The sequence below is a fragment of the Nostoc sp. DedVER02 genome (assembly GCF_034530675.2).
Classification (GTDB): Bacteria; Cyanobacteriota; Cyanobacteriia; order Cyanobacteriales; family Nostocaceae; genus Nostoc.
Genome location: NZ_JAVRCP020000005.1, coordinates 34,955 through 49,002, shown reverse-complemented (window position 1 = coordinate 49,002; position 14,048 = coordinate 34,955). Strand labels below are relative to the sequence as shown.

Below are 14,048 nucleotides of genomic sequence, written 5' to 3'. Positions count from 1 at the left end.
TTAAATACCCGACTTTTTAAAGAAGTCAGGTATCTGAACACCGTGAATTTTTACAAATCAAATATAATTACGATATGTAAATTACTGTTGACTAATTTTACTCATGAATCATGCGGCGAAGATCGTCAAGAGGTGATTCTGGTTCGGTGATTTCTGAATTATTGCTGTTAGTTATTTGTATATCTTCCTCTTCAATATAAAATTCAACGCTTATTTTAATTTTCACTTTTCCCTTTTTCCAGCTTTGAGAACCTACTGTTAAAATTTCACAATCTATACCCTTCTGAAACCAATTCAAATTCGCATTCTGAGACTGTTTTATCTCTACTCCTTGCCTACTTAACTCTTGATTCAATGTACATTCTAGGCTGTAATTAGATGAGGTATTTATTGCTTTTTTAAATTTAGCAACTTTATATATATCGTCTCCAAAGTCCAAAACATCGCCATCTTTACATTCTATTGGCTTGAATCCATCTTCCATATCAACCAACCTCAATTTTTGAAACCTTTCAACTTACGCAAAGCTGTATGTAGTTAGTGAGCGCTAAAGCACTCACTAAAAGCTACAATTATCTCAAATCTTGAGATTAATATTCAACCTCTTGCACCGCGTCTGAAACCACAAATCCATTATTGGTAAACTTATCAACAGGCTCAAATGAATCATCAATTGTAGGCAAGAAACGATCGTATAGTTTCATTGACTGCAAACAACTATTGATACTAGAAGCGGCTGAATTGTATGCTGCAATATTTCCCTCAACAACACTCAATAATCGGCGATTATTCGCAATTTTTTCTTCAGCTTCTTGTTGCAGTGTTTTCTCTAAATAAGCCCGCGCCTGTGGGTATTGTTGCAAAATCTCATCTGCTTGCCGATCTGCCATTGGTAACAACTGAGTTTTCAGGGTTTGGTTGATGGTTTGACGGAAAGATTTACGAATAGTGTGAGAAACTTTTGGTTCAAAATCTAACTTCAATAATTGCCTTATTGCTGGTTCTGCTTCCACAATACTTTCAGCGTCGTAACCTTGAGAAGTTTGTAATAAAGTTTGGCGAAATTGATAGATAGAAAAAGTGCCTTCATCATAAAATCTTGGGCTTTCTCGCACGAAGCGATCGCACTCTACACTAGCTGCACTCACTAATGCTTGAGTAATGCTTTTTTCTAAATTTCTAATCTCTTGTTCAATGCCACCATCATTATCTAATAAACGATATAACTGCCGATAATATTCTGACTTGCGAATCTTATCAATCAATCGTTGGAAATAATTTGCAACTACTTGCTGGGAAGATTCAACCAAAATATCTTCTAATTGATTTGCTAAGTAATAAAATGCCTCTACTAAAATAGCAAGCAAAGGTGCGGTAGCATTGCGAGGATGGCTAATTGTTGCACGTTGATAAGCAGAAGCTACAGAAAAAGTATCTAGCAATTCATCTAAACGGCGAATCATTCGTGATTGCAATTGCTTAAAATCTGCTTCAAAAGCATCGCAAGAATTATTAATTATTAAGTTCACTTCTTCTTTGATATGTTCGCTAAATTCTCTGCCAATTTGCTGGAGTTGCTGATTTAGGCGTTGCAACTCTTGTGCTTTCATACTCTCAATTTCTTGGGGTTGACTATCTAAATTACGTTGTACGCTCTGATAATGTTTTTTCAGTTTAATACAAATATCTTCCAAATCATCAGCAAGATTTTTAAATAATTGGGGACGCTTTTCTTCTGTAAGATAGCGAGTAATAGCTGTACGGAATTCCTCAGTACCACTGTCTTGAATTAACTTTTCTATCAGTTCATTTCCCCAATCTCCCAAAATTCGTACATAATTTTGATTTGGGGTTTCATAGCCGTTCACAGAAACACGGAATTTAGTGGTAGATAGTTTTCCTGAATTGACGCAGTAATTGTTAAAGGCATAGATAAATTGTGGTGTTTCTTCTTTACCATCTAAACCTTTAATACTCTCTGCAAAAACAGAATCTAAACCAAATCTATCTTTTTGACTTGTCTGTTTAATTTGACTGCCGTAAAATCCTAATAATCCACTAGTTTTATAAACCTTGTTTGAATTAGCAAATTGCCCACTAATTAAATCGTCTAATCGTTGCCGTAATTGGGTATTGTACCAAGTTTCATCAATGCGATTGAAAACATAGAAAACGCGATCGCGTACTCCCCCATTTTGCCGCATTAATTCCAAAAGTTCTGTTTCTTCTTTTGTCATGTCACCCGCCGAAGCAGGTTTTAGCACGCACACCACCGCCGAAGTATCAGGATGTTGAATTTTAGCATAAGTTAATTGTGCGTCTTTCTCTACTGGGGCATCTATACCTGGTGTGTCAATAATCACATTACCATCCTCTAGCAGAGGATGATTGCAGTAATATTCTATTCGCTTCAATACTGCACTATTACTACCCCGACGGGCATATCCCGCAGCTTCCTTGAGGTTAGAAAAGTGAAATTGTTCCATTGAGTATGTAGCATTATTAACCGTGTTGATGCGATCGCGGTTTGCCCAATATCCCTGTAGCAATAACATTAACGCCTTCGCCTGTTTTGCACGTTCTGATTTACTCTCACCACCCTCCTGCTGAATAATCGCTTCTGAATCTTGACGTAGCAAGTTAATTACATCAGTTTGATTAATATTAGGTACTGTCTGAAATCCTAGTTGCTGACATAAATAAACTGCTTGTTCCCGAATCTCTACTTCACTTAAAAATGTTAAAACAACACGTTCTTTATCTACATCTGCATACTCGATTTTGCATTCTGTACCTGTAGCGTGTCCTTCTGCACTGTAAAGTAATTCCCTTTCTAAAAGTGCATTGATTAGCATTGATTTTCCAGCACTAAATGCACCGGCAAACACAATCTCAAATTTAGGAGAAATTGCTTTTGTAAGGGAAGTTTGTACAGGTGTAATATCTTGAGAATGTAGCGTTGATTCTTGTTGTAAAAGTTGTAGTATCGACTCAACTTGCTCTTTCAAATTTTTGCACTGAAGCGGTAAATCTGACATATTTAGCACCCTGACAATCTTTATGTATATGTTAGTTACATTTATTGTCTTGGTGGTTCAGTGATATTTCTGAGATATTTGATGCGGTTGCGTTACTCGATATCACTTAAGCCACAATCATGTCTGCTTAAGGGATTTTCAAGAAATAAATTATCTAGATTAACGTAGACGCGGAGCGGCTTGCCGCAGGCTACCACAGAAACGCAGAGAAGCCAGTGCGTTGCGGGGGTTCCCACAGCAGTGGCTCATAAACCCTCTTGGCGCTAGCCTCTCCCTCTGGGAGAAGACCGCGCTGCCTCCCCGTTATAGCACCTGGGGCAACACAGAGTTAAGAGCAATAGAGAGATTTTGTAATCGACTTTGGGATATTTTTTATTTGGAAGCCCCTAAAAACTTAGAATATTTAGGTTTGAATTATAATAAGATAAAAAAATCTGTGTATTTAGATACTTTTTATAGCCTTTTTCCCTAAATGTCATGGTATTGTAACTTAAGCAAAGCCTTGCTTAGTCAATTCAAGGAGTCATGATTATCGAGTGGTTGATTCATGATAGATAGTAAAAAAGTTCGGTTGAAGTGGCAAAATTATTGGTTTAAAACCTATGGTAGATGGCGGTCGTGTCCGCTAACCTGTCCAATAGACAGACCTCATCATCGGCATGTTTTTTGGAGTTGGATCGGTAGTTTTTTAGCCATTACAGCAACGTCTTACCTTGCTGTCAAAACTAATTCTCCTTTGCTGATGGCTCCTTTTGGTGCTACAAGTGTCCTGATCTTTGGTGTCCCTGACAGTCCTTTGGCTCAACCTCGCAACGTGATTGGGGGTAATCTTTTAGCTGCTATAGTGAGTCTGATAATTCTGCATTCTTTCGGTTCCTCCCCCTTGGCAATGGGAATGGCTGTTTCTTGTGCGATCGCAATTATGCAGTTTACCGGAACTGTACACCCACCTTCGGGCGCTGTTGCATTAGTTGTCATGATGACGAAACCGGGCTGGCTATTTCTTGTCACACCTGCCTTTGAGGGATCGATGATTCTAGTGCTATGCGCTGTGATCTTCAACAATTTAGCGGCAGAAAGGACATATCCAAAGCACTGGTTATAGCATTGTCTCAGGAGCGTCTCACTTTTATTGAATATCACTCCAGTCGTTGGTTAAACAATTTCAATAAATGATGCGATCGCTCTATACTCTGAGGACATGTTCAGCAGCATGTTGGCGGATAGGCACTTGAATTATGAAATTAGTGCCTTGCCCAAGGCTAGAAAAACATAGCAATTTCCCACCATGTTTTTCTGTAATGATTTGGTAGCTGATTGCCATACCCATGCCTGTTCCTTTGCCTACAGGTTTGGTAGTAAAAAATGGATCGAAGATCCGGCTTTGAACCGATTCTGGTATTCCTTGTGCGTTATCAGCGATCGCAATTTCTATTGATTGTGAATCAACTACTGAAGTGCGAATAGTAATTCGACTGGGATTTTCCTCTATCTGTTGAGAGGTACGCTTGAGATCCAACTCATCAAGGGCATCTATTGCATTTACCAGAACATTCATTAATACTTGGTTGAGTTGACCTGGATAACATTCCACTCGCGGCAAGTTGCCATAATCTTTAACAACTTCAATTGCTGGACAGTCTGGTTTATCTTTGAGGCGGTGTTGCAAAATTAAAAGCGTACTTTCGATACCTTCATGAATATCAACTGTCTTAAATTCTGCTTCATCCATACGCGAAAAATTCCGCAGCGATTGCACAATGTTACGAATCCTCTCAGTCCCCATTTTCATTGAAGGCAGTATTTTTTGTAAATCTTCAATGAGAAATTCTAGATCGATTTCCTCTGCTAATGCTTGAATTTTTGGATCGTGACTAGAATGGCGTTCTTGGTAGAGATAAATCATCTGTAACAATTTTTGAGTATATTCATCCAAGTAAGTAATATTGCCATGAATAAAGTTGACTGGGTTATTGATTTCATGGGCAATACCTGCTACCAGTTGCCCCAGGCTAGACATTTTTTCACTTTGGAGTACTTGTGCTTGGGTACGCTGCAATTCACTCATGGCTGTTTTGAGTTCGACAGTTCGTTTTTCGACTCGCGCTTCTAGTTCGGCATTACTGTTTTCTAAAGCAATAAAAGATTCCTGCAATTGCCCTGCCATGTGATTAAAAGAGTGGGCAAGAGTGTTGAGTTCATGGATATTGCCCTTTGGAAGTGTCTGTTCTAAATCACCAAATGCTATTGCTTTGGTGGTCTGATTCAAACGCAAGATAGGATCTGCAATCCGACGCGAGGTAAATATGCCAATCGTCGTTGCTACTATCAGTGCCCCAAAACACAGCAGGATGCTAATTTGGGTGTTGGTATGGATTTGCGACATGTAAGTTTTTTCTGGAGTACCAACTACCACTAACCAGTCCAAACCATGTTGGTCACGCCAAGGTACAACATGCACGTAGAAATTTTCTCCTTGAACATTAACTTTCAGTTTTTGGGTATTGGTAATGGACTGAAAATTTGGAATGCGCTGCTGAAGTTGCTTGGCAATGCTTTGTAGCACCGGATTGGGGCTGTCGATCGCTTTAAGGCGTTTAATTTCGTTATTGACTACGGTAAAAGGCTTTTCTTGAGCAGAATTGGCAACCAACATACCATCACGCTCCATAATAAAAACTTGTCCGAAGCTGCTGACATTTAATTTCTGTAAAAATTCACTGAGTTTCAACAGGTGAATTTCAGCCCCCACAACACCAATCAGTTTTTTGCTGGCATCATAAATCGGACGACCAGCCGATGCCACAATATAAGGGGGATAAGCAGGATCGTAATAAGTATAAATGCGAACCCAGATAGGTTTTCCGGCTTTGACAGGTTCAGTGTAGGCAAGTTCATTGACGGTATCCCAAGTACTGGTCGTCATAACTTTGGTTGGGTTGCCATCATTATCTGTTAAATAAGTTTTCGTATTTTTCGGCAGACTTGGGGTTTTGATCGCATTATCATCGATTGTCACCGTCTTACCATCGTAACGGCCGGCTCCAGTTCCTTCCCCAGTTGCTAGGTTCAAGCTGATAAAGGTTAGGTCATAGGCTTGCATTTCGTGCCAGAAGTACTTACCAACCTTGAGGCGATCGCGCACATTCAGCAATCCCATGCGAATGGCATCCGCATTTAACTGGATAACTTTATGAGGAATTGACAGGTAAGCATCTAAATGTTGATTTACTTCACCACTGGTTCGCTCCATCAACTGATCCGCTAGATCGTTTACTGCTTTCTCGCCATTTTTAAACGACAGATACCCGACCAGCCCCACGATGCCAAAAAGTTGCAATACGAAAGGAACGACCAGAACAAGCTGTAATGAAAATGCACGGACTTTGTTAGATGAATGTATCTTCATGAGTGGTAAATCTTGGTTCGCTCAGGTCTTTGCTTAACCTAGATTACCCATCACAAACTTCATACTATCAAATACCAGAAAAATCACTTAGTTATATTTATACTCTTTTAAAGATAATTTGTACTTTATCTTCCCGAACTTTATCCTCAATCAAGCTTGTTCCTTGCTTCTGGGAACAAGATAAATACCTTTGTGTCTCGCTATTTGGGATATTTAATGTGATTTGCTAAGTACTAATATTTAGTAATTAAGTTTATAACAATACCATTTAATAAATGTTTCAGTAAAAATACATTACTTTAATAATCTTAATGAAGTATAAATGTTTATAATGATTTAATATTTATAGTCATAAAATTCAAGGTTTTTGGATTCCAAAAACCAAATCTGGCAATCAATAATGCCAAAAACTTCATAAATTAACTGTTTGCAAGTTCAGGTCTGATATCGGTATTCAGAAATCTTAGGTAATCAACCAAGCTAACTGAGTATCAATTCTGCCTTGCCTGTATTCAGAAATAGTTGGTAATCAGCCCAGTGAAATGCGTATTAATTTTACGTATCAATTTTGCTTGGTTTTGATATTGCCGCTAATATCACCTTTTTTATATTCACACCAACTTTTGAGACAAATCGACCGACACTACTTCAACTCTTGAAAGGACTAAAATTTTGAACACATTCGATCGGTTAACTCAGCAGCTAAATCAACTGCTCACTCAGAATTACTTGGCATTTAGTATTACAAAAAATCCTGTTGCACAAATGCTGAGTCAAGCAAGCTTTGTTCAGATTGCTTATATCATGCAGCAATATTCGATTTTTCCAAAGGAGTTGGTGGGTTTCACAGAGTTAGCAAGACAGAAAGCGTTGGTAGCAGAATGGGACATTGTAGCCCAAGAACTCAAAGAAAACATTGCCGAAGAGATGGGCAAAAGTACACAAGGAATCTCTCATTACACGCTTTTAGCTGAAGGGTTAGAACAAGGACTGGGCGTTCCTGTGAAAAACACAATGCCGTCAATAGCTACATTCAAATTGTTAAGAACTATGCAATCGATATTTGAGCAACAACTACCTAATGTACTTGGGGCAACCTATGCGATCGAGGCAACCTCAATTCCTGAGTTGACTCTGATTGTGCAACTTCTAGAGTGGTTGCTAGAAGGAGCAATGCCCAAAGATTTGCAATATTTCTTCAGCAAGCATTTAAACGAGTGGGAACTCGAACATGAAGCGGGCTTAAGAACATCTGTGGCAGCATATATACAACCCGAACAATTTGGAGAGTTTGCAGCAGGATTTCGGGCAATGATCGATGCGATGGAGGCTTGGTGGCAGGAATTAGCGCAAGAGGCAATCTCATCTGAGATTGGACTTGAGATAGCGATCGCTCAACACCACTGATTAAATAGAACTTAACCCTATGAATATCTTCACCCATCCATCATTTGTGGATGAAATTCCTAATACTAATAAACCCAAATTTGGACTACCTGGTGATTACTACTTTAGCGAGCAAATTTTTGCTTATGAGCAGCAAACTATCTGGCGTAACACCTGGCAGTTTGTAGGACGTGAATCCGATCTACCTAATCCTGGGGATTATTTAACTTGCAAAGTTGGCGATCAGCCCATGTTCGTGATTCGAGATAATAATGGTGAATTGCAAGCAATGCACAATGTTTGTCCGCATCGCGGAGCGCAGATGTTACAAGGGCAGGGTCATTGTCAACGGGTGCGTTGTCCGTATCATGGTTGGAACTTCAATTATGAAGGCAATCTTAAAGGTTTACCTCGCGCTGAGTGTTTTCCCAATTTAGATAAGTCGGCTGTCTATCTAGCTAAGGGACGAGTAGAGACATGGGGCGGCTTTATTTTTGTTTGCTCAGAAGCAGAAGGGGAATCTTTAGTAAGTTATTTGGCTGGATTTTCAGCTTATTTAGAGCAATATCAGCACCGTTGGCAGGAACTTCAGCAGGTTGACCATTGGTTTTATGAAGAGCCAGCCAATTGGAAATTTCCCATTGAGAATTATCTAGAGTGCTATCACTTGTCAGTTGTTCATGCCCAAAGTTTAAAGTGTTTCGATCCGAAGAATATTATTTACACTCCAACTGGGCGACACTATCAGATATTTGTTCCCTTTACAGATGATGAATTTGTGAAAGATCACCCCGCTTTTTCAGGAGAACCAAGGGGACAATCTTACCAGGGCTTCATCTTTCCCAATATGATGATTAATACTGCAAGAGACAAAGTTTCAGTTTTTCGGCTGACTCCTTTATCTCCCACAAGAACTAAGTTTGAGGTTTTTATTTATCAAACCAAAGCCCAGATTGAAGCATTTCCTTATAAACAGGATGAATTTCGACCTGAATTTGAGCGGGTATTAAATGAAGACTTTGGCGTGGTGCGATCGCTACAAGCAAGTGTTCATTCCAAAGCTTATGGTGTACTTCAGCTTGCAGACATTGAATATGGAATTTCTCACTTTCATCAAGTTTTGTCGAAGTACTACCAGCCCTAATACTACTCGGGTTTTGCATTTTTAACTCGGAATTTGATTTGGGGTAAAGGTTAAAGGGTAAAGGTTAAAGGTTTTTTATTTCCCTTTTCCCCCGCCCCTTATCCCCAGAGGGGGCCCCACCTTCCCCTTTGCCCTTTAACCGACAAGTATTGCTACCAACCCTAATACACTTTTTTCAGTATCAAGTTTAGAAGATTGATGACAATGCTCTTGCGATCGCAAGGGCGTTGTTGTTGCGATCGCTAGATAGATCAGGTGAGGATGTCAATCAATCTTCAAGTTGAAAGGCAAACGCGCATAAATCCCCTGTGGATCGTTCATCTTTTGCAGAATTTCTACTTCCTGTTGCAATTTCTGAAATTCATTGGTGAGGGGGTTAGATGGTTTGACTTGTGTCGCTTCAATTCCTAAAGTAGTTCGCACCTCTTCAGATGCACGCCCAAAAAAGCGTTCTCCGAAACTATTAGTGCGAGGATATTCTTGCACTTCCCAGTCTTCTCCTAGCTTTGCCTCTTTGACAGCATAAGCGATCGCACTATTCAAACCACCAATTTCATCCACCAACCCAATTTCTTTGGCCGCCACCCCAGACCAAACTCTTCCTTGGGCAATTTCTGCTACTTTTTGTCCTGGGAGTTTCCGACCTTGAGAAACTTTATTCAGAAACATATCATAAATGCGGTTAACACTACGTTGATAAATTGCTAACTCTTGAGGCGATTTCGGACGCGAAACTGTTTGACTATCAGCATAGGTTCCAGTTTTTACCGAATCCCAAGTGATGCCGTTATCATTGGCTAACTTTCCACCATTAAATAGCAACCCAAACACACCTATTGAACCTGTAATAGTATTTGGTTCGGCAAAAATGCGATTTGAGTCGCTAGCAATCCAATAACCACCAGAGGCGGCCACATCGCCCATTGAGACTACAACAGGTTTGACCTCACGGGTTAATTTCACTTCTCGCTGCATAACTTCGGCTGCGGTAGCGCTTCCACCAGGACTATTAATCCGTAAGACAACAGCCTTCACATCCTTATCTTGTCGGATTTTGTTGAAGATTTTGGCAAAGCGATCGCCTCCTACTTGCCCATCATCACCTTTACCATCAACAATCTCACCCTCAGCATAAACAACGGCAATTTCATTTTTTGAGTTACGTTCTACACCCAAAGATTTGCCAGAAACTTCTGCGTAGTTATTTAAGCTAATTTGTCGAAATGTTTTGTCGTCTTTATCGCTATCTGTCAACTTTTTGAGGTCTGTTACCACTTCATCGGGGTATGCGACTCGATCGACCAAACCGTTGGTTTTGGCTTGTGCGGCTTCCAGTAACGCCTGATTATCTGCGATCGCTTGCAACTGATTAGGTTCAATTTTCCGACTTGCACCCACAGTAGTGCGCCATTCTCCCCAAACATCATCTAACAACTTCTGAGTTTGTTCGCGGTTTTCTGGACTCAATTTTTTGAGGATAAACGGTTCTACAGCACCTTTAAATTTCCCCACCCGCACAACTTGCACGCCAATACCATACTTCTCTAATGCACCTGCTAAGAAAATTGGTTGTGAACTCAAACCATTAACTTCCATCATTCCCAAAGGATTAAGTACGATGGAATCTGCCACTGAACTCAGGTAATATTCCTTTTCAGTCCAATCACTACCATAAGCCACAATCTTTTTCCCAGAAGCACGAAACTCCTCCAGCGCTTTCCGAATTTCTTTCAGGGAAGCATAGCCAATACTACCTGGGCTTGCCTTTGTTGCATCCAGATAGATGCCGACAATTCGTGAATCGCGTCGGGCTTTTTCTAAAGTTTCTATAACTTTGCGGAGTGCTATCCTTTCATCATCCACACCTGATATTGTATTTTGAAACAGTTTGTCAGAACTAGGTTCGCTATCAGTAATTGTCATCGACAAGTCAAAAACCAATACTGACTTATTTTTTACGTTTGGCCCAGTATCTTTAGAGGAGCTAGCAGCCAATATTAGCAAGAACAGTCCAGTGGTTCCTAGACCGCCAAAAATAATTAGTCCTAATAATGTGCCAATTAAACTAGCAAAAGTTTGTTTGATAAAATTACGCATTAGTTATTGGGAATTGGGAATTGGGAATTGGGAATTGGGCATGGGGCATGGGGCATTGACAAATGACAAATGACTAATGACAAATGACTAATGACTAATGACCTACTTAATTTATTCTATGCGCTGTAAACTGCCAGAGTGCTGTAACTGATACAAGGTGGGGTTGCCAGTGCAGAATAAAACTGTGGTGATTTCGGCGATTAATACTTCAGCTAGTTCCGCTACTGCTGTCTCTGATGTTGCTGCTGCTTGCAAAAAAGGCATTGCTAAACCAGCTATATCTGCTCCCAAAGCGATCGCAACTGCAACATCCAATCCATGACGCAAACCTCCTGAAGCAATTAAAGGCACATCTTTGGCGATCGCTCTAATTGTTGTAATACACTCTGCCGTCGGTAAACCCCAATCGGCAAATGTCCTCCCTAAGCGGTGTTGTAAGGGATTTTCAGCCCGTTCGCTTTCCACTTTTGCCCAAGAAGTTCCCCCCGCACCAGCGACATCGATTGCTGTAACTCCGGCGGCTATCAGTTTGCTGGCGATCGCTGCTGAAATGCCGTTACCAACTTCCTTTGCAATTACTGGCACTGGTATCTTGCTACACAAATCAGATATCTTGTCAAGCAAACCACGAAAATTAGTATCACCTTTGGGTTGAATACATTCTTGTAGAGGGTTAATGTGTAAAATCAGGGCATCAGCCTCTAAGATATCAACTACCCGTAGACATTCATCTAAGCCGTATTTATAGTTAAGTTGCACAGCCCCCAAGTTTGCAAATAGTAGAACATCGGGCGCATACTTGCGGACTGCAAAAGTATCAGCCACTTGGGGTTTTTCTACTGCTACTCGTTGGGAACCTACACCCATCGCAATTTTATAGTGTTGTGCGACTTTGGCCAAACGTTGGTTAATAATTGCAGCTTGTTCCGTTCCGCCAGTCATGGAAGAAATTAACAAGGGTGCGTTAAGGTGTTTCCCCAGGAAAGCTGTACTGATATCAATATCGTTGTGGTTCAGTTCGGGTAAGCAAGAATGGGTAAAGCGATAACGTTCTAGTCCATTGGTGATTTGATGAGACTGAACATCTTCCTCTAAACAGATCCGAATGTGATCGGCTTTGCGATTTTGAGTTTGTGCAGAGATGTTGGTAGGGGCGTTCACTGGTGAATATAACTAAAAGGGTTTGCTTGCGATCGCTATTGTTACATTGTCTGTAACTATCTTTTTACAACAAAATATTTATTTTGCCTATCTTGAGGGTACGTTACGCTATTGATAACAGAACCATTCCCCATTTTGTGAGTTAATTAATATGGTTTTACAAACAGAAAAGCGCTACTACACCCCAGAAGAATATTTGGAATTAGAAGAGAAAGCTGAATATAAAAATGAATACAAAGACGGAGAGATTATACCGATGACAGGTGGAACAACTAACCACAATAAAATTGCAGGTAATGTTTATAAAAAATTTCCTAACACAGTGCAAGATCAAGATTATGACGTATATATAGGCGATGTTAAAGTATCTATACCCCGTTATCACCTTTATACTTATCCTGATGTCATAGTAATTAAAGGTAAGCCTATTTATGAGGGAAAGGGTACAACAATTATTACTAATCCTTTGCTAATTGTTGAAGTTTTATCAAATTCAACTAAAAATTATGACAAAACAGATAAGTTTAAATATTATCGTTCAATTCCTGGTTTTCAGGAATATATTATGATTGACCAGTATAGTTTTGCTGTGGAACAATTTGTTAAGCAAGCAGAAGGTCAATGGATTTTTAAGGAATATGAAGGTGAAGAGGCAGTTTTAGTCTTAGATTCTATCGATTTTCAAATTACCTTGCGTGATATTTATGAGCGGGTTGATTTTGAGTTAATTGAAGAATAAAGCCAAACTACTAAGGTGCGATCGCGCAAAGCCTGCGGTTTTTGCTGGCCTACGCAAAGCAATGGCATCATTCACCGTGAATGATGCCTACTTGTTGCTCATTACACCGTAGCTGGTTTTGAGTCTGCGGTAGATTTTAACCGAGTGATAGTAGCTCTACGAATGCGATCGCTCTTGCGTACTCCACCTGTCATTTCGTATTCCCGGCTGTCTTTGCCATACTTCAACGCCACACCACTAACTAAGCGTTCTGAGGTTTCCCGAATTGTCTTTTCAAGAGTTTCTATTTCTGCCTTTGCTGTGTCAATAGCGGTTAGCATCATATTATACTGGTCAATTTGGTTGCGGAGTTGCCCAGTTAACTGAGTTAAGTGGTTTAAACTGATGGAATCACCAAAGTCAAGGTTAGAATTAATTGATTTAAATCCGATTACTCTCTGTTCGGTCTTTTCTAGCAGGGGAGAGGTTCTTTTTTGGCGTGCCATCAATGCAGACTTTTTACTAAACTTTATCTCTCTAGAGTGTCTCAATAGAACAGTATAGTGGTTCAGTAAAACTTGCAAAAATAGGTGTTTTTTGGAATAAGATTGGATTGCTAATTCAGTAATTACACGACAATAAACTGCTGTTCTGAACGAATAAGCTCGTGTTCTGAACGAATGGGCTTGGTTAAGGTAAGAGACGCGATAAATCGCCGTCTCTACAAATAACTGATTATTGTAGAGACGGCAATTTATTGCGTTTTTGGGATCTATGATTTTCATCTAAGAACCTTAACCGAATTGTTTTTCTATTTATCCTCAGAGTGGCGATGTGTGGGTAATAGGCTCTTTTTCTGCTTTTTTTGGAAACTGCTGGCTTGTTTCAGGACTGGAATGTACTGGTTAATCATCCACATTAAAACCTCGATTTTTGAGTCTCCTTGCTGAATGCGGTTTTCGGCATTTACGCCAATTAATATTGTTTGCAGAATTAGTAAAAAGGCGTAGGCGTAGCCCGTTGTAGACATCGCTCTTTGTCTTGCATTTTGACCGCGTTTTTTAGCTGACATTCAAATTCACCTTGTTTTTTGGT

General features: G+C 39.9%; 11 protein-coding genes. 4 read left to right on the top strand and 7 right to left on the bottom strand.

What is annotated here, in order from left to right:
- Positions 1-97 precede the first annotated feature (97 nt).
- Both RMZ41_RS08320 and RMZ41_RS08315 read right to left on the bottom strand, forming a co-directional pair.
- Complete coding sequence (locus tag RMZ41_RS08320) at positions 98-484, bottom strand: KGK domain-containing protein (RefSeq protein WP_322644536.1); 387 nt, start codon at positions 482-484, stop codon at positions 98-100.
- A 106-nt stretch (positions 485-590) separates the two neighbouring features.
- Complete coding sequence (locus tag RMZ41_RS08315; protein WP_322644537.1) at positions 591-3,038, bottom strand: dynamin-like GTPase family protein; 2,448 nt, start codon at positions 3,036-3,038, stop codon at positions 591-593.
- A gap of 547 nt (positions 3,039-3,585) precedes the next feature.
- Here RMZ41_RS08315 and RMZ41_RS08310 point away from each other — a divergent pair.
- Entirely contained in the window at positions 3,586-4,143 is a 558-nt protein-coding gene (locus RMZ41_RS08310; protein WP_322644538.1) for an HPP family protein, read from the top strand.
- Positions 4,144-4,224: 81 nt separating this feature from the next.
- On the opposite strand, the gene RMZ41_RS08305 is transcribed toward RMZ41_RS08310, so the two are convergent.
- Positions 4,225-6,447, bottom strand: coding sequence for an ATP-binding protein (locus RMZ41_RS08305; RefSeq protein ID WP_322644539.1), 2,223 nt, complete (start codon positions 6,445-6,447; stop codon positions 4,225-4,227).
- 672 nt (positions 6,448-7,119) lie between these two features.
- Here RMZ41_RS08305 and RMZ41_RS08300 point away from each other — a divergent pair.
- Together RMZ41_RS08300 and RMZ41_RS08295 are read left to right on the top strand one after the other, a co-directional pair.
- Positions 7,120-7,854 (top strand): DUF3865 domain-containing protein, encoded by a 735-nt coding sequence (locus RMZ41_RS08300; RefSeq protein WP_322644540.1) that lies wholly within the window; start codon positions 7,120-7,122, stop codon positions 7,852-7,854.
- 19 nt (positions 7,855-7,873) lie between these two features.
- Positions 7,874-8,977: an aromatic ring-hydroxylating dioxygenase subunit alpha gene (locus RMZ41_RS08295; protein WP_322644541.1), complete on the top strand. Its 1,104-nt coding sequence runs from the start codon at positions 7,874-7,876 to the stop codon at positions 8,975-8,977.
- 264 nt (positions 8,978-9,241) lie between these two features.
- Here RMZ41_RS08295 and sppA read toward each other — a convergent pair whose 3' ends face one another.
- Complete coding sequence (sppA, locus tag RMZ41_RS08290) at positions 9,242-11,074, bottom strand: signal peptide peptidase SppA (protein ID WP_322644542.1); 1,833 nt, start codon at positions 11,072-11,074, stop codon at positions 9,242-9,244.
- Positions 11,075-11,185: 111 nt separating this feature from the next.
- Positions 11,186-12,235, bottom strand: coding sequence for a type 2 isopentenyl-diphosphate Delta-isomerase (gene fni, locus RMZ41_RS08285; protein WP_322644543.1), 1,050 nt, complete (start codon positions 12,233-12,235; stop codon positions 11,186-11,188).
- 151 nt (positions 12,236-12,386) lie between these two features.
- On the opposite strand from fni, the gene RMZ41_RS08280 reads away from it, so the two are divergent.
- Positions 12,387-12,974 (top strand): Uma2 family endonuclease, encoded by a 588-nt coding sequence (locus RMZ41_RS08280; protein ID WP_322644544.1) that lies wholly within the window; start codon positions 12,387-12,389, stop codon positions 12,972-12,974.
- A gap of 101 nt (positions 12,975-13,075) precedes the next feature.
- Here the strand turns inward: RMZ41_RS08280 and RMZ41_RS08275 are convergent, their stop codons facing one another.
- The gene (locus RMZ41_RS08275; protein WP_322644545.1) at positions 13,076-13,459 is read right to left on the bottom strand and encodes a hypothetical protein; all 384 of its coding nucleotides are present in this window, start codon (positions 13,457-13,459) and stop codon (positions 13,076-13,078) included.
- Positions 13,460-13,764: 305 nt separating this feature from the next.
- The gene (locus tag RMZ41_RS08270) at positions 13,765-14,025 is read right to left on the bottom strand and encodes a hypothetical protein (RefSeq protein WP_322644546.1); all 261 of its coding nucleotides are present in this window, start codon (positions 14,023-14,025) and stop codon (positions 13,765-13,767) included.
- Positions 14,026-14,048: the final 23 nt, after the last annotated feature.

Bases quoted from the DNA above. Each gene is read 5' to 3' on its own strand.
- RMZ41_RS08320 (WP_322644536.1), bottom strand. From the start codon at position 484: ATGGAAGATGGATTCAAGCCAATAGAATGTAAAGATGGCGATGTTTTG.
- RMZ41_RS08315 (WP_322644537.1), bottom strand. From the start codon at position 3,038: ATGTCAGATTTACCGCTTCAGTGCAAAAATTTGAAAGAGCAAGTTGAG.
- RMZ41_RS08310 (WP_322644538.1), top strand. From the start codon at position 3,586: ATGATAGATAGTAAAAAAGTTCGGTTGAAGTGGCAAAATTATTGGTTT.
- RMZ41_RS08305 (WP_322644539.1), bottom strand. From the start codon at position 6,447: ATGAAGATACATTCATCTAACAAAGTCCGTGCATTTTCATTACAGCTT.
- RMZ41_RS08295 (WP_322644541.1), top strand. From the start codon at position 7,874: ATGAATATCTTCACCCATCCATCATTTGTGGATGAAATTCCTAATACT.
- sppA (WP_322644542.1), bottom strand. From the start codon at position 11,074: ATGCGTAATTTTATCAAACAAACTTTTGCTAGTTTAATTGGCACATTA.
- RMZ41_RS08280 (WP_322644544.1), top strand. From the start codon at position 12,387: ATGGTTTTACAAACAGAAAAGCGCTACTACACCCCAGAAGAATATTTG.
- RMZ41_RS08275 (WP_322644545.1), bottom strand. From the start codon at position 13,459: ATGGCACGCCAAAAAAGAACCTCTCCCCTGCTAGAAAAGACCGAACAG.
- RMZ41_RS08270 (WP_322644546.1), bottom strand. From the start codon at position 14,025: ATGTCAGCTAAAAAACGCGGTCAAAATGCAAGACAAAGAGCGATGTCT.